This is a genomic window from Acinetobacter sp. Root1280 (assembly GCF_001425285.1).
Lineage (GTDB): Bacteria > Pseudomonadota > Gammaproteobacteria > Pseudomonadales > Moraxellaceae > Acinetobacter > Acinetobacter guillouiae.
Map to the genome: position 1 here is coordinate 50,272 of NZ_LMED01000029.1, position 23,801 is coordinate 74,072.

Genomic DNA, 23,801 nt, shown 5'->3' on the forward strand with positions numbered 1-23,801 from the left:
CATAAAATGAGTGTAAGTGAACAATTAATCAGTCGTAGTATCAAGCATGTGTTGGAAAGCCAGCCTAAAAATACATGTGTTATGTTAGATGACAATGGTCAAGAAGTGAAAATCACCAAAGACATGGTGGTTAATGTCTGTCATCAACTGTTAAACAAGTGTCGTAATGTTAAAGATTAAGGGGCATATATTAGCCCCTTAATTTTTGAATCAATTTATGTTTTTATCTCTCAATCAACACTAAAATCAAATCAATTATAAAATCCTATACTAACTTTCGTGCTGCAACAGATTCCTTCGTTACATCTTGAGTATCCGTTTTTGCCTTGGCTTGAGCGTTTGGCTTTTTATCGGCAAGTTCAACTGCATTTTTTTCAGCAATGATTTGCTCAAACTTTTGGATTTCATTTTCCAAATGCGTGAGAAGATTCTGCAATTTAGGCAGAGATTTACGGCAACCCGTTAAACCGACTTCTAATTTATCTAAATAACTGGTCATGGTGATATTTAGTGCCTGACCATCCAAAACAATAGAAACAGGGTAGAGGGCATCTAATTTAGCGCCATTCCAATACAAAGGTTCACGTGGTCCTGGTACATTGGAAATGATTACGTTAAACGCCTGGCGTTTTGGCATAAGTCCTGATGCAATATTCACGCCTGCTGCACCAAAAACGAAAGCACTATAATTTAAGATTTGATCAGAGCTCATACGTTTAAAACGATTTTTTGCATTTTGTACACTGCGTTTAATAATGTCTAAACGCTCTAAAGGACTTTCTTTATGTGTGCCTAAATTTGCCAAAATCATGGTGATACGGTTACTCATATCTGAGTCATCATCACGTAATGAGGCTGGAACCATCGCAATCAGCGGTTTTTTCGGTAAAGCTTCTTGTGTGATCAAATAATCACGTAATGCACCTGCACACACCGCAAGTACCACATCATTAATCGTAACACCAAGGGCTTTGGAAATATCTCTAAAACGATCAAGTTCAAAAGACTGAGCAGCGAAACGACGTGATGAACTTACCCGTTGGTTAAATAAACTGCTTGGTGCTTGGAAGCTTGAAACATAATCGGGGTTTTTCCCCATTTCTTTAAATACAGTTTGGAACAGCTCTTGAGTGACCTTAGGTGCTGCTTCAACTTGCCCTTTTAAGGCAGAGAATATTTTTTTAGCTTTATCCAGTTTGGTTTCTTTTAAACGTTTTGCCCGTTTACCTTCGACACACCAAGGCGGAATAATGGTTTTGGAGTCAGCATCTTTTGAAAATGATTTTTCCACCAGACGCATACCAGCCACACCATCAATCATGGCATGGTGGATTTTAAAATACATGGCAAAGCGATTGCCTTCAATCCCTTCAATAATATGACAGGTCCAAAGTGGCTTTGCTCGGTCAATCAACGAACTGTGTTCCTGTGAAATATAAACCAATAATTCACGGATACGTCCCGGATGAGGTAATGCGATATGACGGAAATGATGGTCGATATCAAACTCTTCGTCTTCATCCCAAAACATGCCACTTAAGCGATTGTTAAAGGGTGGGACAGGAATAGATTTTGAATTACGAATATCTGCAACAAGATCTTGAATGAAGGTAGAAGGCGCATGTTCTGGTATTTCAAATAAGAATAACCCACCAACATGCATGGGTTGTTGACGTTTTTCTAAATTTAAAAAAATAAAATCAATAGGGTGTAATGGGCGCATAGTCTTGGATTGCCTCACTGCAATTTCTACAACAACTCATTTATGAGCTGGTGAATTGTTAGAATTATAGAACCGTGTAACTTGGGTCTGTTGATCATTCGTCCATGTTTACAACGATGTGATGTTAGAAAACATCAGGTACATCGTTACATTTTGTGTTGCCAACAATGCAGCGCTTTGTTGGCATTCTGGGTATAGCTAAAATTTCTCAGTTTGAGTGATGAAACCTGAAAATAGTCTCACTATTTTTTCATGCCTTTGCCTACTCAACTCTAGCCTATGACACAAGCTATAGATGAAATATCAACAAACCTTAGTATAAAACTTTTCTAAGCGTAAAATCCAAGCATTTCGATGAACGTTAAGTTAATAAAAATTCATGAGTTTTAATGAGTTTTCCTGATATTACTTTTTTAAATTGCCTGCGTGTAGGCCACATTCTTTATGTGTTGCTTCTTCCCACCACCAACGACCTTCGCGTTCATGTTGATTTGGCAATACTGGACGGGTACATGGTTCGCAGCCAATTGAGATAAAGCCTTTTTCATGTAATGGATTATAAGGAATCTCCATCATACGAATATAGTTCCATACATCCGCACTTGACCAATTGGCCAATGGGTTATATTTAATCAGTTGTTTGCCTTCACCAGAAAAACCGCTATCCGCTTGAATGACGGGAATTTCCGTACGTGTGCCTGGGCTTTGATCTTTGCGTTGCCCCGTAATCCAACCATCTAAAGTAGCTAATTTTTTACGTAGTGGCTGAACTTTTCGGATACCACAGCATTCTTTATGATCATCTTGATAGAAGCTAAATAAACCTTTTTCGTTGACCAACTGTTGAACGGCATCGGCTTCTGGAAAGCAAATCTCAATTTTAATCCCATAGTGCTTACGTACGGTTTCAAGAAATTGGTAGGTTTCAGGGTGTAAACGACCTGTATCTAAACTAAAAACACGAAATGGTTTACCTAAATTGTGTGCCATATCGATAAGAACAACATCTTCTGCGCCAGAAAATGAAATTGCGATTTCACCTTGCTGAGAAAGCGCGAGTTCTAAAATTTCAGAAGGTGATTTGTCGGCATACTCAGTCGCAAGTGCGTCCACAAGATCTATGGTTGGAATGGCGGTCATATCTGCTCCTGGCAGTTAGCTTGAAGCTACAATTTTCGTAAACATGTTCAAAAGATATTTGAATTTAAGCATTTTGGCAAAAATTAGCTCAATTCAACTTATGTGAATTGCTGCTTTTGACGATCCAGATATTTTAAAGTAAATGAAATATGCTACTTAGCAGATTAATTAAAATACTTATGAATAAAACAGATTTGTAAATATTGACAAGCCTTATGCATAACCAAATGAAATGGGTTTGCTGTAAAAACTTTCAGCATTCTTTTTAAACTTTAGTGCTATGATAAGCCCAAAATTTTTAACTGACATTTGGGAGAACCCATGGAAATCGTATGTCTTGATCTTGAGGGTGTATTGGTACCAGAAATCTGGATCAATTTTGCTAAAAAAACAGGAATCAAAGAATTAGAAGCAACAACTCGTGATATTCCTGACTACGATGTGTTGATGACTCAACGTTTAAATATTCTTAAACAGCATGGTTTAGGCTTAAATGACATTCAAGCTGTGATTGCAGACATGGGGCCATTTCCGGGTGCAAAAGAGTTTGTAGAATGGTTACGTACCCATTTTCAGTTGATTATTCTTTCAGATACATTTTATGAGTTTGCACATCCGTTGATGCAACAGTTAGGTTGGCCAACAATTTTCTGTCATAAATTAGAAACTGATGAAAATGGTATGATCACTGCGTATAAATTGCGCCAACCTGATCAAAAACGTGAAGCTGTAAAAGCTTTACATGGTTTAAATTACCGTGTAATCGCAGCAGGCGATTCGTATAACGATACAACCATGTTGGGTGAAGCTGATCATGGTTTCTTATTTGACGCGCCTGAAAATGTGATTCGTGAATTTCCACAGTTCCCGCCAATTCATGGTTATGACGCACTGAAAGAAGCAATTCGTAAAGCATCTATTCGTGATATTCCAGCTTAATCTAAGATTTAAAACAAAAGGCGCTTAATGCGCCTTTTGTTTTACTTTTTAACACGCTTTAGGGGATGTTCTGTTTATTTTTAAACGCAAAAACAAACGCCAAGCTGGCCAACAAGATAATCATACAAATATAGACATCTGCAGTAAAAATTAAGCCCACTTTATTGACAAAGTATCCAGCAATAATCGCAGGTATACTAAAGGCCAAATAGCTTTCAACAAAAAATGCGGCCATTAAACCTGCACGTTGTTCAGGTAAAGCTAAGGGCATAACAGCACGAATTGCACCCATAAAACCTGTACCAAAGCCAATCCCAGTCACCACAGCACCAATAAACAATAAGATTGGTTGCACCAGATGAATGCCAAGCAAAATAACACTTGAGCCCGAGACAATCGTAATTGCAGCAGTAACTAAAATTTTAAATGTTGGCGCATTGCGCAGGGTTAAAATCCCAACAGCCCCTGAAACTGATAGGGTAATAAACATCATGCCATTCAACCATGCCGATTGCACATGGAAAGCTTGAGCCAGCAATGAAGGCATTAACGAGAGGAAGAACCCACTGACCATCCATAACGAGATATTAATTGGACTTACGATCAAGAGTGCTTTTCGGGTTTGTACTGGAACAGTCAGTTGCGGTTTTAATGATGCCAAAGCACCCACACGTTTAGTTGCGGTTTCAGGGCTAAAAATTGCGATAAATGTGGTAGATACAAACAGAAAAATGAGTATTTCAAAAATAAGTGTTAATGGAACAGTCGAAAACTCTAAAACAATGCAGGTCATTAGCATACCCGCAGCCATACCAAGCATTGGAGAAATACTATTAATTAAAGAACCCTGTGTTTTACTCAGATCAAGCAAAGCTGCTCCAAACGTAGATGCGGCTAAAGCCGTGGCAATACCTTGCAAACCTCGTGCGATAAACAGCATTTCGATATTGGATGCAAACAAGAAAAAGCCCATGGACATAATTTCTAAAATCAAAGCCACAAAAATAACCGGCTTACGTCCAATATAATCAGACAATGATCCTGCCACCAATAAGGTTAATAGCAAAGCAAACGCATAGGTGGCAAAGATAAGCGTTAATAAAACAGGAGAAAAATTGAAGTGTTGTTGATACAAGCGATATAACGGTGTTGGTGCGCTTGAGGCTGCCAAAAAGGTCATTAGGGTAAAAGTATGTGTGTACAGTGAAGCATTATGGCTTAATTTATAGGAAGTCACTTGACGATTAAAATTAGAGTTGCGCATAATCAACATGTACATAAAAGCTATTAATTAGCTTTTATACCGTATTTTGGATTAAACACAAAGGTTTAGCTAAGATGATTTTTGATTAAAGCTGTTCTTCATCATTAACCCATTGATAGATTTTCATTTATAGATTTGTAGTGATTTGCTGATGACGAAAGTGATTACAGGTTTGCGTCCCGGTGGACGCAGTGCACGAATACAAGCCGCAGTTCATAATGCGGTGCAAACATTACAGCAGAATGTAGCTGTGGCAGATTTGACGATTCCGATGATTGCTGAATATGCAGGAGTCACCCCCTCTACGATCTATCGACGGTGGGGAGATTTATCTCAACTGCTTGCAGATGTTGCCTTTAATATTTTACATCCAGACAGTGTACCTGCGGATCTTGGTAGTTTTAAGCAAGACTTATATGCATGGATGGAGCAATATTTTGAGGAATATGCCTCACCCGTTGGGCGTACAATCTTAAGCGATATTGTGGCGGAAAATGATTCGCCAACCTCTGGTAAGTGTTATGACTTTTTGATTCAACAGTTAGACATTATTCAGCAACGTGCCCAGCAGAGAAATGAAACAAGCATCGATAATCAACTGATTATTGAAATTGTGATTGCACCCATGTTGCATCGGATTCTATTTACCGAACAAGAATCGAGTTTGGACTATATTCACCATTTATTAGCACGTTTATTTAATTTTGCGGATGTCTTTAAAAACACGACATCCGATTTTGAGTAGTAAACAGGTGCAATCATTTCGGCTTTGAGAAAAACTTAAAGCGCGCCTCGAATCAATGGATAGACATTATCGAGTAGAATTTTCTGTGCCGTTGCATTGGGGTGGATTAAGTCTTTTTGCATCAAACTTTTATTGCCTGCAATTCCATTCATAAAAAACGGATGCATTTTAACTTTGTATTGTTGGCTTAGGGTTTGATAATTTTTCTCAAAAGCTTGGCTATAAGCTGCACCATAATTCGGTGGAATTTTCATTCCCAATAAAATGACCGTGGCTTGGCTTTTCTGACTTTGTTGAATTAATTGCGCAAGATTTTTCTGAATCATTTGTGGTGGTTGTCCACGTAAACCATCATTGCCACCCAACTCAATCACCACGATATCAGGTTTATGGCTTTGTAACAGTTTTGGAAAACGCGCCAACGCACCACTGGTGGTTTCACCACTTACACTGGCATTCACCACATTGTGTTGTTTGGGAAATTGTTGGTTTAAGCGTTGCTGTAGCAAGAAAACCCAGCCTTGTTGTGGGTTGATACCATAACCCGCACTTAAGCTATCACCTAAAATCATGATCGTTTTTGCAAAACTACTAACGGGCAACAGACAGATTATGCTAAAAAATAAACAATGAATTAGGTTTTTCATCATTTTCAAATTTAACAATTTTTTGATTTGCATATAAGGTACTTTATGATGTCTAAGGTTCAGGATGATTCAACTTCTCCCATCATGCCACAAGTGATAATTTCTGCACAGCAACTTACACAAAAGATAGAATTACCTCATCAAACGCTTACAATTTTTGAAAATCTAAATCTTAATATTTATACAGGTGAACAGGTCGCGATTACTGGACGTTCTGGTTCAGGAAAATCAACTTTATTGGGCATCCTTGCCACTCTCGATCAAGCCAGTGCAGGTCAACTCAGTGTTTGTGGTGAAGCGATTGAGCATTTAAACGAAGAACAACGTGCGTTGATTCGACTTCAATATATTGGTTTTGTATTTCAATCTTTCCAGTTACTGCCACATCTTTCTGCCTTAGAAAATGTGATGTTACCATTACGTTTACAGAAGAATTTTAATTATGCACAAGCAGAACAAAAATCTTTGAGTTTATTGGCCAAAGTCGGTTTAGAACGACAAAGCCAGCAAACCCCGAAAGTATTGTCTGGTGGGGAGCAACAACGGGTTGCCATTGCACGAGCTTTAATTTCTGACCCCAAAATTATTTTTGCCGACGAACCTACAGGCAATTTAGATGAACATACCGCATTTGAAATTGAACAGCTCTTATTTGATTTAAATAAAGAACTCGGTACAACTTTAGTGCTTGTCACTCACGATTCGCAATTGGCCGCACAGTGCCAACGTCATTATGAATTAAAAGATGGTCAATTGATTGAACATGCTCAAACGCCTCAATCGAATGAGGTGGTGTAATGTTGACCTTGTTTAAACCCTTATTTAGGCAAAGTTTTGCCAGTTCAGGCATATATCTGTTGATTATTGCATTGAGTTTAGCCATTAGTGCGACTACTGCATTAAAGTTTAGCAATGATCAAGTCAAACAAGCAGTGACCTTACAAGCTGCCAAAATGCAAGCTGCAGATTTACAACTTAGTGATACAGATCCAATTGACCAACAATGGATCAAACAGGCTGATGATTTAAAATTAAAACAGTCCCATGTCACCATTTTTGGTTCAATGGCCTCTACGCAGGATCAGTTTGTTATGGTCAATGTGAAAGCCATTGACACAGCATTTCCCTTACGTGGTGAATTAAGAATTGCGCCAAAACAAGCCTTACAAAGTGGCGGGGTTTGGCTAAGCAAACGCGCACAAGAATTATTAAAATTAAACCTAGGCGATAGCGTTCAAATTGCCAATGGTCAGTTTAAAGTTACTGGCATCATTGAACATGATTCAAATCAAGAATTAGGCTTTTCTGCCTTTTCGCCAACCGTGATTATCTCTCAAGCAGATGTTGCAAAAACGGGTGCAATTCAAGTTGGAAGTCGGATTGAATATCGTTTGTTGATGGCAGGGGATGCGGAGTCGATTGCAACATATCAGCAATTTTTTAAGACATTTAAAGCACAAGAAAAGCAAAATGTGAATTCAAAGATTGCACAAAATTCGGACGCAGATTCAGCTTTAAGTGCATCAAGTGCCAATACATTGACTGAAAACAGATTGACTGAAAAGCAGCCAACAACACACTCACAAACAGATCAATCCATACAAGATCAACAAAATGCGGATAATGAATTAGATGCACAAAGTAATTTAAGACTACGTAATGCAGATGAGGGCAATTCACGCTTACTTAAACCAATTGAAAACCTCGATACTTTCTTACAATTGGCCAATATTCTGACGATTCTTTTATGTGGTTTAGCCATCGCTTTAACCAGTCAGCGTTATGTACAGCAGAACCAAGATCATATTGCACTGATGCGTTGTATGGGGGCAACGAAACGGCAGATTTTCCAAACTTATCTTGGGTTACTGAGCGTCGTTATTTTAATCGCCATTGTCATTGGCAGTATTTTAGGACTGATTTTAGGTTATTCATTATTGCAATTGATGTTGCAGATGATTCCTAACCTAGAGTTGCAATTTTCAATGTTGCAGATGCTGATTGGTCCTTTGCCTATTGCAATTTTTACCAGTGCGATTGTATTGATTGGATTTATTTTACCGAGCTTGTGGCAACTGTTAAATACACCGCCTATTCGGGTGATACGCCAACAAGAAAAGTCGGCACGTTCAATGTTGTGGATGATGGCTACAGGTTTAGTCAGCCTGATTATTTTTAGTTTGGTCTTGACCGAAAATCTGATACTCACTGCGTTGGTGATGGGTGCAGTCATTGTGTTAACAGCTTTGTTATATGCTGTGGTTTGGATGATTTTAAAGACTTTAAAATCAATGAAAAATAGGCTCTCAGCCTATATCCGAACCCCTTCGCAAACCGCATTACAAATTACCGCTTTGGCATTGGGTTTAAGTCTGATCACGGTACTTGCTGTATTGAGAACTGATTTATTAGAGCGTTGGCAGCAACAATTGCCTGAGGGAACGCCTAACCAGTTTATTTATGGTCTACCACCATTTGAACTGGAGGCTTTTAAACAACAATTGGCACAGCAACACTGGAAAAGCACACCGTTATATCCCAATGTCAAAGGGCGCTTATTGGCAAAAAATGGTCAAGCTTTTGCTGCCCAATTGGTGAAAACCAATAATTCTTTACGTCGTGAGTTAAATCTCACCCAAGCAGATCATTATCCACAAGACAATATCATTGTTGCTGGAAATGCTCAATTGACTCAAGTTGGGCAGGTGTCTGTAGAGGCTAAACTGGCTGAAGAATTGGGCATCAAAATTGGCGATCGTTTAACCTTTAGTTTGCCTGAGGGAAATTTGGACGCGCAAGTTGTGAATTTGCGTACCGTGGAATGGCAAAGCTTTAGTCCAAACTTTTTCTTTATTTTTACTCCAAAGACGTTGGATGAAAACGCAGGCAGCTACTTAGGGAGTTTTTATGTGCCGCCGAGTGAAAAAATCAAGATGGTTAATCTGATTCAACAATTTTCCAATACGGTCTTTATTGACGTCTCTTTAATTTTTGATGAAATTAAAAACTTGGTTTCTGTGTTGGTTAAAATCATTACGGTTTTGGCAGTATTGGTGAGTTTATCTGGCTTTTTGGTACTGATTGCCTGTATCAATTTGCTGATGGATGAACGTAAAAAAGAAGTGGCATTGCTACGCTCTTTTGGTAGTTCAAAGCGCCAGTTAAAAAATATGATGAGTTTTGAAATCGGCTTTATTGGATTATTGGCGGGAATCGTTTCCTGTTTCTTTGCAGAGGTGATTAGTGCCGTTGCCAGTTATCGTATGGAAATGGTGATGCAATTACATTGGGAAATTTGGCTGATTTTACCAATTTCGATGGCAGTGTTGTGCGCATTGATTGGGCGTTACCGATTGAGCTATTTATCCGAAATCCCACCATTGCAAAGTCTAAGAGAGTTGAATTAAACCGCTTTGTTTAAGTGGTTTTATCTAGCTGTTTAATCTCAGTTGAGCCCTTAAAAGACTGCCCAGTGAAGACAGTAAATTAAAAAATGGTGACCTATAGGCCGCCATTTTTTATGCTTCTTGAATTGAGTGTACTCTGCAATGTTTTATTGCGGCATAGACAAGCTATTTTAGAGATTAAAAGTTTAATTGCTCACGCATTTGTGCAATGGCTTGTTGCCAAAGTGGGCTAAGTGGTCCAACGAGATGCTGGCAATAGAGATAAACCGCATAGGTTGCTGCAATCCCTAAAATCACAATGATAATATTGGCAGCTTTACCCATTTTGGCACGTTGTGTTGCATACCAAGCCAAAGCCATGACCGCACCCATTAACATCCCACCGATATGGGCAGCATTGTTAATTCCAGAGGCTAAAAAGCCAAAAGCTAAGTTGATCGCAAGTACGGTTAAAAGTGATCTTTTATCTAAAATGAATCTTTGATTCGGGGTAGGTGGGAACAACGATAGTAGTGTCAGTGCACCACCAAGTCCCATCACAGCACCCGATGCACCTGCAGATACATGAGGAAAGAGTTTTTGATCAAAATTTTGCAGCAGTTCGTAGCTATTTCGAATATCCAAATAACCACTTAATAAACTTCCCATGAGTCCAGCAAGGATATAAAGTCCAAGGAAATAAAACTTTCCTAAAGTTTTTTCAGCAACATCACCAAAAATATACAGTGCCCACATATTCATCATTAGATGCAGGATACCGAAGTGAAAAAACATACTGCTGAATAAGCGATATGGTTCCTCTAAGAAGGTTAAAGGTGCATAATCAGCACCCCAACGCAACGCGTCCAATGTTGTCGGGTCAGTAATATTGACACCTGATAAGACTTGGATGGCAAATAAACCGACATTGATGACAATCAGCAATAAGGTTATTTTACCAATAGAATTGGGTTGGCTATAAGTTGAAAGATCTTGATATTTAGACATGCTATTGCTTAGCTTTTTATAGATAGATTCAGCTTAACATGAAACGTCAGAATTTTCGGAGTAAGCAGCTGACATGAAAGCTTTTATTGTTCGTGCTTTGTTAATTGTGGTCAGTATTTTGATCATGATTCAGCTATGGATTTTCTCAAGTTTAATTTATTGGCGTACTCATGATGTAGAAACCACCATGTTTATGCGTTGGACATATCTGTCTGATTTTGAGCCGATTCAACATCAATGGCGCGACTATGACAAGATCAGTGATAACTTTAAACATGCAATTGTCGCAGCCGAAGATGCCAAATTTCTCGATCATCATGGTTTCGACTGGGATGGTATTGAAAATGCACTACAACGTAATCTAAAAAAAGACAAAGTAGTCGCTGGTGGTTCAACGATTTCTCAACAATTGGCTAAAAATTTATTCTTCTATAATCGTCGCTCATTTATCCGCAAAGGTCAGGAAGCGATTGCCACCACCATGATGGAGCGGATGTGGACTAAACAGCGCATTTTAGAAGTCTATATGAACTCTGTTGAATTTGGTGATCATATCTATGGTGTTGAAGCTGCATCACAACATTACTTTTCTAAGAGTGCGGCAAGTTTAAGTCGTGAGCAGGCCGCATTTTTAGCGGTGATTTTAACCAATCCGAAGTATTATCAAAAAAATCGTGATGATTCTAAGCTTCAATACCGTAAGCGTTTGGTTTTGAAGTATATGCGTTATACCCGTATTCCAGATTGACGCTAAATAAATGAATTTAAAAAAGCACAAATTGATGTGCTTTTTTTATGAAGCGATGCTTTTTTTATGAAATTGTCACAAATTTGAAGCATACTAGAATTAAGACATTTTTTTTGATGCAGGTTTATTGCATGAATACCGCAGTGACGACAACAACGCCTACAGAATATTCTTATAATGAACGATATATAAATCGTGAGCTTTCAATTTTAGATTTCCATTTACGTGTTTTAGAGCAAGCCGTTGATCCTTTACATCCCTTGCTTGAACGTATGAATTTTTTATTGATCTTTTCTCGTAATATGGATGAATTTTTTGAAATCCGTGTTGCAGGAATGATGGAACAATTAACTTTAGGGAATGAAAGTCGTTCACCAGATGGTTTGACGCCAAAACAAGTTTTAGACCAAATCTCTAAAACTGCACATGAAGCGATTGAGCGTCAGTACCGTATCCTCAATGAGGAAATTTTTCCTAAGTTACGTGAAGAAGACATTTGCTTTTTACGTCGTGGCGAGTTAACGCCTGCACAATCTGTGTGGATTAAAAAATATTTCCAAGAACAAGTTGCACCAGTGCTTACTCCCATTAGCCTTGATCCTGCACATCCATTCCCACGATTGGTCAATAAAAGCTTAAACTTTATTGTGACTCTAGAAGGGAAAGACGCATTTGGTCGACAAATTGATTTAGCAGTTGTACCAGCGCCACGTTCGCTTCCGCGTGTAGTGCGTTTACCTGATGAGCTTACAGGCGGCAAAGAACATTTTGTGATGTTGTCTGCGATTATTCATGAGCATGTATCGGATTTGTTCCCAGGGATGACAGCTACAGGTTGTTATCAGTTCCGTGTTACACGTAATGCAGATTTGGCACTGAATGAAGATGTAGAAGACTTAGCCAAAGCATTGAAAGGTGAATTGAGTTCACGTCGTTTTGGTCGTGCAGTACGTTTAGAAGTGACAGAAAACTGTCCAAAACATATTTATGAATATTTGCTTGAAGAATTTGATCTAGAACAAGAACAACTTTATAAAGTGGATGGGCCGGTAAATCTGGCACGTCTTGTGTCAAATTTTAAACGTCCACATATGCGTTATGACTCGCATGTACCCGCGATTCCAAAAGTATTGAAAAAGTCTGAAAATATTTTTTCAGCAATGCAAAAACAAGACATTCTTTTACATCATCCATTTGAATCATTTGCACCAGTTATTAACTTGTTGCGTGAAGCTGCACGTGATCCCCAAGTGCTAGCGATCAAACAAACCTTATATCGTAGCGGTGCTGACTCTGAAATTGTTCAGGTACTTGCAGAAGCGGCACGTAATGGTAAAGAAGTCACTGCTGTGATTGAGTTAAGGGCGCGTTTTGATGAAGAATCGAATATCGCCGTTGCCAATGTATTACAAGAAGCAGGCGCTGTTGTAGTTTATGGCATCGTGGGCTATAAAACGCATGCCAAAATGATCTTGGTGGTACGCCGTGAAAATAATAAGTTAGTACGTTATGTGCATTTGGGTACGGGTAACTACCATGCAACAAATGCTCGTATCTATACTGATTATGGTTTGCTCACTACAGATAAAGAGCTCTGCGAAGATGTACATCGTATTTTCCAAGAATTGACTGGTATGGGGAAAATGGCAAAGTTGAAAAAACTGTTACATGCGCCGTTTACTCTACATGCTCAGTTAATTGCTTTTATTGATGATGAAATTGCCAATGCCAAAGCGGGCAAGCCTGCACAAATTATTGTTAAAGTTAATGCGTTAACTGAAGTTCAATTGATCAATAAATTATATGAAGCTTCGCAAGCAGGGGTACAAATTGATCTGATTATTCGCTCAATTTGCTGTTTACGTCCTGGGTTACCAAATCTGTCTGAAAATATTCGAGTTCGTTCAATTGTCGGGCGTTTCTTAGAACATACTCGTGTTTATTATTTCGGAAATAATGGCAATCCACGTATTTACTGTTCAAGTGCAGACTGGATGGATCGTAATTTATTTAATCGTGTAGAAGTGTGTTTCCCGATCGAAGATCCAGCATTAAAAAAACGCATTTATCAGCAAGGTTTAGTCAATTACTTAAAAGACAATATCCGCGCTTGGCTGTTGCAAGGCGATGGGACTTGGACTCGTGTGAAACCTAAAGAAGGTGAGGCAATTTACAATGCTCAACAAAATTTGCTTGAGCACTTTGTAAATGGTTAAGCCAAGATAATTTGATTGTCTTAAGCCCGATTAAAATTAATCGGGCTTTTTTGTATCAGTCAATCGGATTTTAATGAAATTGAATGACTTGGTTGCTATAGATTTAAGTTTTTTAAATCAGAAACTAACGCTTCTAATAAAGCATTGAAGTTCTTAAATACTAGGATGATTTAAACTGTTGTGGTTTTAAACTCGATAAAACAGCAGGTAATGCAATTAAATAAATCATCGCGACAACCAACCATATAGCGCCAGTCCATCGTGTTTGGAAATGAAAGTAAAGTGTAGAAAACAACAATGGGGCAATAATCGAGGCCAGACTGATGGTTGATGCGATAACACCTTGAAACTGTCCTTGCTGCGCAGCTGGGATTTTTTGTGAAACAACAGCTTGTAGTGCAGGAGTGCCGATACTTCCTAGGGCAAAGATCGGCATGATTGCAAAAATGATCCAAGCGTGTTGGGTAAAAGCCATGATGATTAATGCCATACATATACATGCCAGACCGATCAGCACGGTATTTCTTTCACCAAAATATCGGACGGCATGTTGCGGTATAAATGACTGAACCAGTACTTGGCATAAACCAAAAGTGCCTAAAGAAAGACCAACCCAAAATGTATTCCATTTAAAGGTATCGTGTCCCCAAAGTGCCCAGCAGACACCATAAGCTTCACCGCAGGCGCTAAACAGAAAAAATATCAGCAAAATCGGTAATATACCTTTTTGAGCAAGGATAAAACCAAAACTTTTCAAGGGATTTATTTTTAAACTCGAACGTTGCGAAATAGAAGCTTGAGGGGGGGCTAGGAGTGGATTGTTGCTTCGGGATTCAGGGAGTAGCCAGAATGCGATAAGCAAGTTAAAGGTTGTTAAAATTGCCGCAACGAAAAAAGGTAGCCGTAACCAATACCCGCCCAATAATCCACCGAGTATAGGACCGATAATAAATCCAATACCAAACATGGCACTCATTAAACCGAAGTATTTTGCTCGATTTTCTTCTGACGTGGTATCAACGATATAGGCTGAAGCTACGGGCATATTGGCACTACTTATTCCAGCAATGATCCGTCCAATGAACAGCAAGATAAGAGAGGATGAGCAAGCAAGAAACAAATAGTTGATTGCAGAACCCGCAAGTGAAATCAGCAGAACAGGTCTTCGACCGATACGGTCACTCAAAGCACCTAAGATCGGGGAGAAAATAAATTGCATAAGCGCATACAGGCTTAGGAAAACCCCCATTAACAAGGCAACATTATGCTGATGGCTCAGGTCTTTCAGTAGTGAGGGAAGCAGAGGGAATACGATGCCAATGCCAATTGCATCTAAGACAATCGTTGAAAAAATAATATATAAAGGTCGGTTCATACGCGTCCTATCGAAAATTCAGGCACAGAAAACTGTGGAAACCTGTTAACGATGCTTGAAAGATTCAAGCCCTGTGGAACGCTGACCAATGCGAAGAATTGGATATGTGTCGACGAGATGGATGCATGCTTTTAAAAAACAAGCTGAGGATAGGTCGATTTTTCGCGATTTTTATCGTAACAATACATACAAAAATAAGCGAGTATTTTGTACTGCTCAAATATTATCATTCTTGATCTAGTAAAAACAAGATCGTTGTAATTTTGCTTATGCTGATGTGATCTATAGTCTTTTTAGACATTTCAATAAAAAAGGAGTCAATCATGACTCCTTTTAGTATCGGAAAATTAACGTAAATTTGGCGTGATTTTTTGAAGAATTTGTACCAACACATCAAATTCACTTTGTAGCGGTGTACTTTTACGTGTAACTAAAGCCAGAGTACGTGATGGTGCATTCTCAATAGGTTTAACCACAATCTGATCATTGTTTTTCAGCATATGTGCATGAATTGCAATCTCAGGAAGCAGTGTATAGCCTAAGTTTGAACTGACCATTTCCACTAAAGTTGGCAATGAGCTCGCTTTTAAACGGTGATCATTTTTACGCTCACCGATTGGGCAAACACTTAAGGTATGATCACGTAAGCAATGACCTTCTTCAAGGAGCATGAGATGAGAAAGATCTAAATCATCTAAGCTTCTTGCATTCATCGCATTTTGATCTGCTTTATTGCAGACTAAGAATAAATCTTCTTTCGCAATTTCAGCAACTTTCAAACCACGTGTGTCGAATGGTAAAGCTAGCATGATCACATCTAGATTGCCATGCTCAAGTTTTTCAACAATTTTTTCACTTTGTGCTTCATGCAGATGCAACTGAATTTTTGGAAGTTGTTTATGCACTTCTTCCAAAAGCTGCGACAAAATGAAAGGGGCGATGGTTGGAATAATCCCTAAATGCAAATCACCAGTTAACGGTTCACTCATTTCTCGACTTAACCGCATCAAGTCCTGAGCATCGGCGAGTAGAACACGGGCTCGGGCAACAACTTGCTCACCTAGAGGAGTTAAACGTACGTTTTGGCGATCACGTTCTACGAGTACGCCACCCAATAAACGTTCTAACTCCATGATTCCACCAGATAAAGTAGATTGAGTTACAAACGAACGGCGCGCTGCTTCAGTGAAGTGCAGCGTCTCAGACAGTGTCACTAAATATGACAACTGTCTTAGGGATGGTAATGCAGCCATAGTGTCCTAATGCTTATGATTTAAAATGATGTGCAAATAACCCGCTAAGTTGAGGAACAAAATGCGGTGGGATATCATGCCCCATTCCCTCAATTAATTCAAATTTAGCGCCTGAAATTGCTTTAGCAACTGCCTTACCATGACTTGGAGGTAGTAACCGATCTTTAGAGCCATGTAACACTAAAGTTGGCTTTTTGATCTGCTTATCCAATTTAAGTAAGGAACCTGTACATAATATTGCTAAAAACTGTTGAAGTACACCCGCTGGGTGATAACTACGACGATATAATTTACGTGCAGTTTGAATTGCTTCAACTTGGTTGATATAACCAGGTGAACCAATCATATGAAAAACCTTCAAGGAATGATTCACAATTCCTTCTTCATCACGTGATTCAGGTTTACCAATGAGACTAAAGAGTTGTTTTGGAAATGGTGGAGGTAGCAAAGGTTGATTATTACTGGTAAAGAGTAAGCCGACTTTATCAATTTTCTCAGGATATTTTGCAGCTAAAATTTGAGAAATCATACCACCCATTGAAGCACCCAAAATATGTGGTTTTTCAATGCCTAAACGATCAATCAATAATGCAACATCATCCGCCATATCAAATAAGTTATAAGGCGCGCCGTCATTTGGTAAGCCCAAAGCAAAGCGACCCATCAGCTTATAAGAGTTTAAACGTGGACCTTGGTGGCGAATTTTTGAAGATAAGCCAATATCACGATTATCAAAGCGAATCACATGAAAGCCTTGATCAATCAGTGATTTACAAAAAAAATCAGGCCAAAATAACATTTGCGCACCCAAACCCATAATCAACAGAATGGTCGGGTGTTGTGGATTCCCTCCAGTTTCAACATGAAGTTGAATACCATTACCTAAATCGACTTTGGTTTCATTCATGAACGAGGCATAAGGTGAAACTTGAAATTGAAGTGCGCTATTCATTGTTATTTTCCTAAGCAAGGATATTCTTTGATTAAAAAATATCCTTGCTATTAAAACCTTAAACGGATGCAGGAATCAAGTCTGGAACCAGTTTTGTTAATGTTAAACGCTGTTTTCCAGCAGTTGCACCTAACAATACAAAACCACGTAAGATACCTTCAGCATCTGTTGCTTTAGATAACATCCCATCTTCAAACTCTTCATTCTCCCATGTAACATCTACATCAATTGGAGCAGGAAGTACAGTCAAAGGTGCAGCTGGGGTTTTCACCGCGACTGGCATTGCAGGGTAGTGTACAGTGGTGGTTTGTCCACTCAAGGTTTTGGCTAATGCACGCGCTTGTTGCATGATTGGCATGACAAATGGCAAGAGTGTTCCATTCACTTCGGCACAGTCACCGATGGCAAAAATATCTGCTTGACTGGTTTCGAGCAAGGTATTGGTAATGACACCACGACTGGTGTTGATTTCAGTAGCTTTAGCCAAGGCAATATTAGGTTGTAAGCCAATTGCAGAAAGCACAACATCCGCGAGCAAGGACTGACCACTGGCCAATGAAACGATATAACCACGCTCAGATTTAGAAACTTTTTCTACAGTGGTACCCAAGGCAAATTTAATTCCTGATTGTTCAAGATTGTCTTTAAATGCTTGTGCAACATGATTAGGCAATAAACGCCCTAAAGGTTGTGGTGCTAAGTCGATCACCGTAACCTGATGCCCAGTATTTTGTAAGTCATTGGCAAATTCACAACCAATTAAGCCTGCGCCTAAAATTACCACACGTTTGTTGCCACATTCACCCGTGCTGCAATTGTCTAAAGTTTCACGGAATGCACGATAGTCAATTAGTGAGTTAACCACATGAATATCATCACTTCCATCCCCAGCAATCGCTAATCGAATTGGATTTGCGCCCACGGCAAGAATAAGTTTTGAGTAGCCTTGAGTTGAAGGTTGTCCATCTTTTTCAAGGGTTAATTCATGTTTCTCTGCATCAATACTTTTAACCCATGTCTCTTTTTCAATCCGCATGTTCAGTTGGGTACTCATCTTTTCAGCATCGCCTAAACCAATTTGTTCAGGTGCTTTTTTCCCAACCAATGCATTAGATAGGGTAGGTTTTGCATAATTCACCGCATCATCTGCGCAAATCATCACCAATTCCTGTTCGGTGTTTAACTTACGAAATTCTCTTGCAAGGGTATAACCCGCCATGCCAGAACCTATGATGATGATCGGTTGCATATCTTTCTCCATACCTGTTTCAAATTTAGAGGTGAATTGAATAATTTTGTATTGTTGAAAATAAATGTAAAAAAGACCATGTAAACATGGTCTTTACGCAATATCTTAGATTTCTACCATTTCAAAGTCTGCTTTAGAAACACCGCAGTCTGGGCATGTCCAGTCATCAGGAATGTCTTCCCACTTGGTACCTGCTGCGATGCCATCTTGTGGCCAACCTTCTGCTTCGTCATAAATCCAACCACAAACGATGCATTGATATTTCTTCATCTGATTCTCCGATATCTGACAGATGCATTGTTTTTTCTGTCAGTAAAATTCCTTCTGCTGCTTGACTCAAATAATATGCAAATAAAATGTGTACATATTCCTCTAAATTCTTACGCAGTTCTGTATCTAAAGTAAAGTAAATATCGGAGTTTATCTAACTAATCTCAAAGCTGAATGGCAGCTCAGGACAAAAGCGATGTTTATTATGCCAACTTTGTCAGACAATTTTAATTACAATCCTGTCATAACAAGGGTTGAGCGCTGATATAAAAGTTTAAAAATATTTGAATTTAGACAAAGGTCTAGATGAATATTTTAGCCAAAAATATTAAGCTAAAATTAGCTCACTCTATAGCCATCATTTTGTGTGAAAATGGACTTAATAAATTCAACAGCTTAGCGTGACCATAATATTGAATAGGTAGCGAGCTGCTGTCAATTTTGGCTAATAAACGTTAAAATTCACGTATTATTTATCTTTTTTTTAAATCTCCCCCATGATGAACATGTCTACTGCTTTGTGGTCAAGTATTCGTACTGTCCAAAACTTCCCAAAACCAGGTATTTGTTTTTATGATTTAACCCCATTGTTCATGAACAATCTTGTGGAGTTAACCGATGTATTGATTACAAGTATTCCTGTAGAGCAGTTGGATGCAGTGGATAGTTTTGTTGCAGTTGAGGCACGAGGTTTTGTTTTAGCCAGTTTATTGGCACAACGTACCGGCAAAGGCTTATTGTTGGTTCGTAAAGCAGGTAAGTTGCCACCTCCAGTGGTTGGTGTGGGCTATAGCTTAGAATATGGTTTAGATCGCTTGGAAATGTCAGCGGATATCGCAGCACAAAAAGTGATTATTGTAGATGATGTATTGGCTACAGGCGGTACTTTAAAAGCTGTCAATCAATTGATGCATAAATGCCAACATACGGTATTGGGTGCAAGTATTTTTCTTGACCTGCCTGATTTACATCAAGATCTTGGTTTACAGATTTGGTCAGTGCTTGATGAGCATTCAAAGCCAGTTGAAAAAGCGGTTGCTTAAAAGTAATAACAAGTTAAGTTTTCGGGCTACATTCTTGTGATTGAATACTTAAATCATTTGTTTGTCTGTCTCGACGTGAAAAAAGCCTTGTAAATACAAGGCTTTTTTAGTTGGAGAGCAACGAACTGTACTTTGATGATTTTATTTCAAGCAATAAAGGTTTGTTCCATATATTCAATTAAATGATTTAAATTTTCAGGTTGGACTAAACGATGGTGTCCACCTTCAACAGCTTCAATCTGCATATATGACTCTAGTTGTTCAAGCACTTTATACATATCTAAAACCTCATCACCCAGTTCCAGATAAGCAATTTGTGGAATGTCATGGTCTAAATCATGTTCATCAATCGCTGCATAGTCTTCACGGAAATCTGGATTTAAGCTTGGATTGGCAAGGATTGCAGGAATTCGATGTTGCTGTGACATTTTTAATGCCCAATATCCACCTAAACTATGACCTACCAGTAAATCAGGTTTAATCTTTTCGATAATATCGTGATAAAAACACTCAACCGTTTTGTAGTTAAGATTACGATAATCCACGTTAATACAATATTTTTTTTCAGCATTTATGGCATGGAATTTTGTCGATTCTTTAGATGAATCTAGTCCATGTAAAAATAAGATTTTAGAATGAATACTCTTCATTGTTATCGTTTTCATATGGTCTTTCTTTATTGAGTAAAGGTAGAAATTGAACAAAGCTAGAAAAAGTTATCAATGGATTTAAAATTTTCCATTTAACTATTTTTATATTCAAATATTCTACTTAGCTGCACTTTTTTAAAAACTTAGATTTTGGTCTAAGAGTGTTGTGTAACAGATCAACATGCTTGTTATTTATTGTTTAACATATTGAATGTTTAGGTTTAAATTTTTTAGGTGATGGATTCTTATTAACAAAAATTAATCATTCTGGGTTTTTATTGTACTAAGCTATAGATTGGATCAATAAAATAAGAGAAAGAAATGATGACTTTAAGCTATGACATTGTCATTCAAGCGAATGCACAAACAGTATGGAATATCCTGTGGGATACCCATACTTATTCCAAATGGACCCAACCGTTTTCGGAAACTTCGCAGATGCAGTCTGACTGGAAAATTGGCGGGGAAACCTTATTTTAAGATGCCAGCGGCAATGGTATGGTCGCCACCATTGTAGAGTTGGAGCAGTTTAAAAAAGTGGTATTTAAACATTTGGGTGTTTTGAAAAATGGTGTTTTAGATTCAACAAGTGCAGATGTTCAAAGTTGGAGTGGCTCTTTAGAAAAATATTTCTTAAATGAACAGGGTGAAACAACCACATTATCTGCTGAAATAGAAACCTCTGAGGAATATAAGGACATGATGGATCGTGCTTTCCAGCAAGGGTTTGCCATAGTCAAATCATTGGCTGAACAAGACCATTGAGAAACTTAGCACTTTCATTATTGTTTAATGGCATTGAATAATCAGTGGTTGTTCAATAGAAAATGATTTTGCCACACCATTTTCATTACGCGGTTGGAAGCGAATTTTTTCTAGTAAAGGTTGCAGTATCGATTTCATTTGTTCGTGAATTAAAGGGGTGTAACGGATATTTAGGATTTGCCCTTGTGCATCTACCAAAAATTTTGCTGAGAGCGAGATATTACCTTGTTGATCAAATTTAATTTTATTCTGAGAGGGTGTCTTACTTTGGTCACAAAAGGGTTCTAAAGCGCTTTGTACTTGTGAAAAGTTGGGTTTTATGGCGTATTGGACGCGGGCTGGAAATTTAATAAACAGAATGTATTTCCCATAATAATATTTTATTTTTGCGATGTTTTGTTCATCAAAATTGAGTGTTTTATTTTTAAAATCATTACTGACTTGCGGTAATTGATCTAGAGTGAGTTTTTTTGCCAGTTCTAAAGCCCTTAAATTCAGTGCTTTTTGAGTAGGGTGTGGATTCATTAATTTGACTAGGCTTTGTAAACTGGTTCGATTTGGAACGATTTCTAATTGCCAAATATAATCTTGATTATTGAGATTGGTGCTTTCAATTTTTATAGGAAGATCTTTTTGAGTATTGCTCATAACAACGATTTGCTCGGCATCAACCACAGTTGAAAACCACAAAACATTGAAAAGAATGATACTTTGGGCGAATCCTTGCCAGTATTTATTCATGATTTTTAATTTTTACATGGTTCGTAGAGTTATATTCATACGCATTATGTTGTAAATCTGCTATGCTATGCAACTTCCGTTTTTTAATATAATCGAGGCAGAGATGACGCAACATAACGCTCAATCGACTTCTGAACAACACATTTCCGAAAACGATTTAATTGCACAGCGTCATGCCAAGTTAAAGCAAATTCAAGATCACGCCAAGGAAATAGGTGTTAGCCCATGGCCAAACACATTTAAGCGTGAGCATTATGCGCAAGATCTACAAGAACAATTTGCAGATCAATCTAAAGAACAAATTGAAGCAGGCGAGCAAGTTCACGTATCTGTAGCGGGTCGTGTGATGTTGAACCGTGGTTCATTTATCGTGATTCAAGACATGACGGGCCGTATTCAATTGTATGTGCCACGTAAAGAGCTTGCACCTGAAGTTCTAGAAACTGTGAAAAGTCTAGATCTTGGCGATATTATTGCTGTTCAAGGTTATATTGGTCGTTCTGGCAAAGGTGATTTATATGTTCATATTGAACATTTTGAATTATTGACGAAATCGCTTCGTCCGCTTCCAGACAAGTTCCATGGTTTGAACGACACAGAAGTAAAATACCGTAAACGTTATTTAGACTTAATTGTGAATGAAGAAACACGTAAAACTTTTGAAATTCGTGCAAAAGTTGTGTCAGGTATTCGCAACTATCTCATCAATGAACGTTTTATGGAAGTTGAAACTCCGATGATGCATGTGATTCCAGGTGGTGCGTCAGCGCGTCCATTTGAAACACACCATAATGCATTAGATATGCCATTATTCTTGCGTATTGCACCTGAGCTTTACTTAAAACGTTTGGTTGTTGGTGGTTTTGAGCGTGTATTTGAAATTAACCGTAACTTCCGTAACGAAGGTGTTTCAACGCGTCATAACCCAGAATTCACCATGATTGAATTCTATCAAGCTTATGCTGATTACAAAGATCTCATGGCTTTGACAGAGGGGATGCTTGAAAAATTAGCAATCGACATCTTGGGTTCAACAGATGTTCCTTATGGTGAAGAAGTGTATAGCTTCAAAGGTCCATTTAAGAAAATCTCGATGTTTGATGCGATTCTTGAGCATAATCCAAATTTCACTGCTGAAAATGTTTCGGATCGTGAATTCTTGGCAACATTTATTCGTGAAGAGTTAAAAGAGCAAGTTAAACCAGGTTTTGGTTTAGGTCGACTACAAACCATCGTATTTGAAGAAACTGTTGAAACTCAATTACGTCAGCCGACATTTATCACAGAATATCCTGCGGAAACTTCGCCGTTAGCACGCCGAAATGATGATAATCCACATATCACAGACCGCTTCGAATTCTTTATCGGTGGTCGTGAGTTGGCAAATGGTTTCTCGGAATTAAATGATCCAATTGACCAAGCTGAACGCTTCCAAGCGCAAGTTGCTGAAAAAGATGCGGGCGATGATGAAGCAATGCATTTCGATGCTGACTTTATTGAAGCATTAGAATACGGTTTACCTCCTACAGCAGGTGAAGGTATTGGTATCGATCGTTTAGTGATGTTATTTGCCAATGCAGCAAGTATCCGCGATGTGATCTTATTCCCACATATGCGTCATAAAAATTAATTTATGATGTTATAAAAGATGTTGTAAAAAAAGCCACTGAATTCAGTGGCTTTTTTT

Annotated in this window: 21 protein-coding genes and 1 pseudogene; 10 read left to right on the forward strand and 12 right to left on the reverse strand. The window is 38.4% G+C overall.

What is annotated here, in order from left to right:
• Positions 1-6 precede the first annotated feature (6 nt).
• Positions 7-180, forward strand: a complete 174-nt coding sequence (locus ASC84_RS22990) for a PA1571 family protein (protein ID WP_004717412.1) — start codon at positions 7-9, stop codon at positions 178-180.
• 85 nt (positions 181-265) lie between these two features.
• Here the strand turns inward: ASC84_RS22990 and ASC84_RS20550 are convergent, their stop codons facing one another.
• Positions 266-1,723: a wax ester/triacylglycerol synthase family O-acyltransferase gene (locus ASC84_RS20550; protein ID WP_056518067.1), complete on the reverse strand. Its 1,458-nt coding sequence runs from the start codon at positions 1,721-1,723 to the stop codon at positions 266-268.
• A gap of 405 nt (positions 1,724-2,128) precedes the next feature.
• Positions 2,129-2,863: a phosphoadenylyl-sulfate reductase gene (locus ASC84_RS20555; RefSeq protein WP_004717410.1), complete on the reverse strand. Its 735-nt coding sequence runs from the start codon at positions 2,861-2,863 to the stop codon at positions 2,129-2,131.
• A 321-nt stretch (positions 2,864-3,184) separates the two neighbouring features.
• Here ASC84_RS20555 and thrH point away from each other — a divergent pair, with 321 nt between their 5' ends.
• Positions 3,185-3,802 (forward strand): bifunctional phosphoserine phosphatase/homoserine phosphotransferase ThrH, encoded by a 618-nt coding sequence (gene thrH / locus ASC84_RS20560; protein WP_004717409.1) that lies wholly within the window; start codon positions 3,185-3,187, stop codon positions 3,800-3,802.
• A 58-nt stretch (positions 3,803-3,860) separates the two neighbouring features.
• Here thrH and ASC84_RS20565 read toward each other — a convergent pair whose 3' ends face one another.
• Complete coding sequence (locus tag ASC84_RS20565) at positions 3,861-5,066, reverse strand: MFS transporter (RefSeq protein WP_056518209.1); 1,206 nt, start codon at positions 5,064-5,066, stop codon at positions 3,861-3,863.
• A gap of 151 nt (positions 5,067-5,217) precedes the next feature.
• On the opposite strand from ASC84_RS20565, the gene ASC84_RS20570 reads away from it, so the two are divergent.
• Positions 5,218-5,811: a TetR/AcrR family transcriptional regulator gene (locus ASC84_RS20570; RefSeq protein WP_056518069.1), complete on the forward strand. Its 594-nt coding sequence runs from the start codon at positions 5,218-5,220 to the stop codon at positions 5,809-5,811.
• A gap of 35 nt (positions 5,812-5,846) precedes the next feature.
• On the opposite strand, the gene ASC84_RS20575 is transcribed toward ASC84_RS20570, so the two are convergent.
• Positions 5,847-6,458: an arylesterase gene (locus ASC84_RS20575; protein ID WP_085944123.1), complete on the reverse strand. Its 612-nt coding sequence runs from the start codon at positions 6,456-6,458 to the stop codon at positions 5,847-5,849.
• 48 nt (positions 6,459-6,506) lie between these two features.
• On the opposite strand from ASC84_RS20575, the gene ASC84_RS20580 reads away from it, so the two are divergent.
• Positions 6,507-7,256, forward strand: a complete 750-nt coding sequence (locus ASC84_RS20580) for an ABC transporter ATP-binding protein (protein WP_056518070.1) — start codon at positions 6,507-6,509, stop codon at positions 7,254-7,256.
• On the forward strand, positions 7,256-9,865 hold the full coding sequence (locus ASC84_RS20585; protein ID WP_056518072.1) for an ABC transporter permease: 2,610 nt from the start codon (positions 7,256-7,258) through the stop codon (positions 9,863-9,865). The genes ASC84_RS20580 and ASC84_RS20585 overlap by 1 nt, the downstream gene beginning before the upstream one ends.
• Positions 9,866-10,042: 177 nt before the next feature.
• Here the strand turns inward: ASC84_RS20585 and ASC84_RS20590 are convergent, their stop codons facing one another.
• Positions 10,043-10,852 carry a rhomboid family intramembrane serine protease gene (locus ASC84_RS20590; protein ID WP_056518074.1) on the reverse strand — a complete coding sequence of 270 codons (810 nt, stop codon included), beginning with the start codon at positions 10,850-10,852 and terminating at the stop codon, positions 10,043-10,045.
• A gap of 73 nt (positions 10,853-10,925) precedes the next feature.
• Between ASC84_RS20590 and mtgA the strand changes: the two genes are divergently transcribed.
• Complete coding sequence (gene mtgA / locus ASC84_RS20595) at positions 10,926-11,600, forward strand: monofunctional biosynthetic peptidoglycan transglycosylase (protein WP_004717400.1); 675 nt, start codon at positions 10,926-10,928, stop codon at positions 11,598-11,600.
• Between the two features lie 131 nt (positions 11,601-11,731).
• On the forward strand, positions 11,732-13,816 hold the full coding sequence (gene ppk1 / locus ASC84_RS20600) for a polyphosphate kinase 1 (protein ID WP_056518076.1): 2,085 nt from the start codon (positions 11,732-11,734) through the stop codon (positions 13,814-13,816).
• Between the two features lie 160 nt (positions 13,817-13,976).
• Here ppk1 and ASC84_RS20605 read toward each other — a convergent pair whose 3' ends face one another.
• From ASC84_RS20605 to rubA, 5 genes are all read right to left on the reverse strand, one after another.
• Positions 13,977-15,191 (reverse strand): TCR/Tet family MFS transporter, encoded by a 1,215-nt coding sequence (locus tag ASC84_RS20605; protein ID WP_056518078.1) that lies wholly within the window; start codon positions 15,189-15,191, stop codon positions 13,977-13,979.
• Between the two features lie 347 nt (positions 15,192-15,538).
• Positions 15,539-16,444 carry a LysR family transcriptional regulator OxyR gene (gene oxyR, locus ASC84_RS20610; RefSeq protein WP_004717396.1) on the reverse strand — a complete coding sequence of 302 codons (906 nt, stop codon included), beginning with the start codon at positions 16,442-16,444 and terminating at the stop codon, positions 15,539-15,541.
• Between the two features lie 13 nt (positions 16,445-16,457).
• Positions 16,458-17,396: an esterase EstB gene (gene estB / locus ASC84_RS20615; RefSeq protein ID WP_004823254.1), complete on the reverse strand. Its 939-nt coding sequence runs from the start codon at positions 17,394-17,396 to the stop codon at positions 16,458-16,460.
• A 58-nt stretch (positions 17,397-17,454) separates the two neighbouring features.
• A complete protein-coding gene (locus ASC84_RS20620) occupies positions 17,455-18,645 on the reverse strand; it encodes an NAD(P)/FAD-dependent oxidoreductase (protein WP_056518080.1) in 1,191 nt (396 codons plus the stop codon).
• 105 nt (positions 18,646-18,750) lie between these two features.
• Positions 18,751-18,915 carry a rubredoxin RubA gene (gene rubA, locus ASC84_RS20625; protein WP_004678010.1) on the reverse strand — a complete coding sequence of 55 codons (165 nt, stop codon included), beginning with the start codon at positions 18,913-18,915 and terminating at the stop codon, positions 18,751-18,753.
• A gap of 497 nt (positions 18,916-19,412) precedes the next feature.
• On the opposite strand from rubA, the gene ASC84_RS20630 reads away from it, so the two are divergent.
• A complete protein-coding gene (locus ASC84_RS20630) occupies positions 19,413-19,958 on the forward strand; it encodes an adenine phosphoribosyltransferase (RefSeq protein WP_056518082.1) in 546 nt (181 codons plus the stop codon).
• A 146-nt stretch (positions 19,959-20,104) separates the two neighbouring features.
• On the opposite strand, the gene ASC84_RS20635 is transcribed toward ASC84_RS20630, so the two are convergent.
• Positions 20,105-20,608, reverse strand: a complete 504-nt coding sequence (locus ASC84_RS20635; protein ID WP_004717385.1) for a YqiA/YcfP family alpha/beta fold hydrolase — start codon at positions 20,606-20,608, stop codon at positions 20,105-20,107.
• Positions 20,609-20,929: 321 nt separating this feature from the next.
• Between ASC84_RS20635 and ASC84_RS20640 the strand changes: the two are divergent.
• A pseudogene (locus ASC84_RS20640) lies at positions 20,930-21,373 on the forward strand (SRPBCC domain-containing protein).
• A gap of 24 nt (positions 21,374-21,397) precedes the next feature.
• Here the strand turns inward: ASC84_RS20640 and ASC84_RS20645 are convergent.
• Positions 21,398-22,114 (reverse strand): hypothetical protein, encoded by a 717-nt coding sequence (locus ASC84_RS20645; RefSeq protein WP_004717380.1) that lies wholly within the window; start codon positions 22,112-22,114, stop codon positions 21,398-21,400.
• Positions 22,115-22,217: 103 nt separating this feature from the next.
• On the opposite strand from ASC84_RS20645, the gene lysS reads away from it, so the two are divergent.
• The gene (lysS, locus tag ASC84_RS20650; RefSeq protein WP_056518084.1) at positions 22,218-23,744 is read left to right on the forward strand and encodes a lysine--tRNA ligase; all 1,527 of its coding nucleotides are present in this window, start codon (positions 22,218-22,220) and stop codon (positions 23,742-23,744) included.
• The last annotated feature ends 57 nt before the right edge of the window (positions 23,745-23,801 follow it).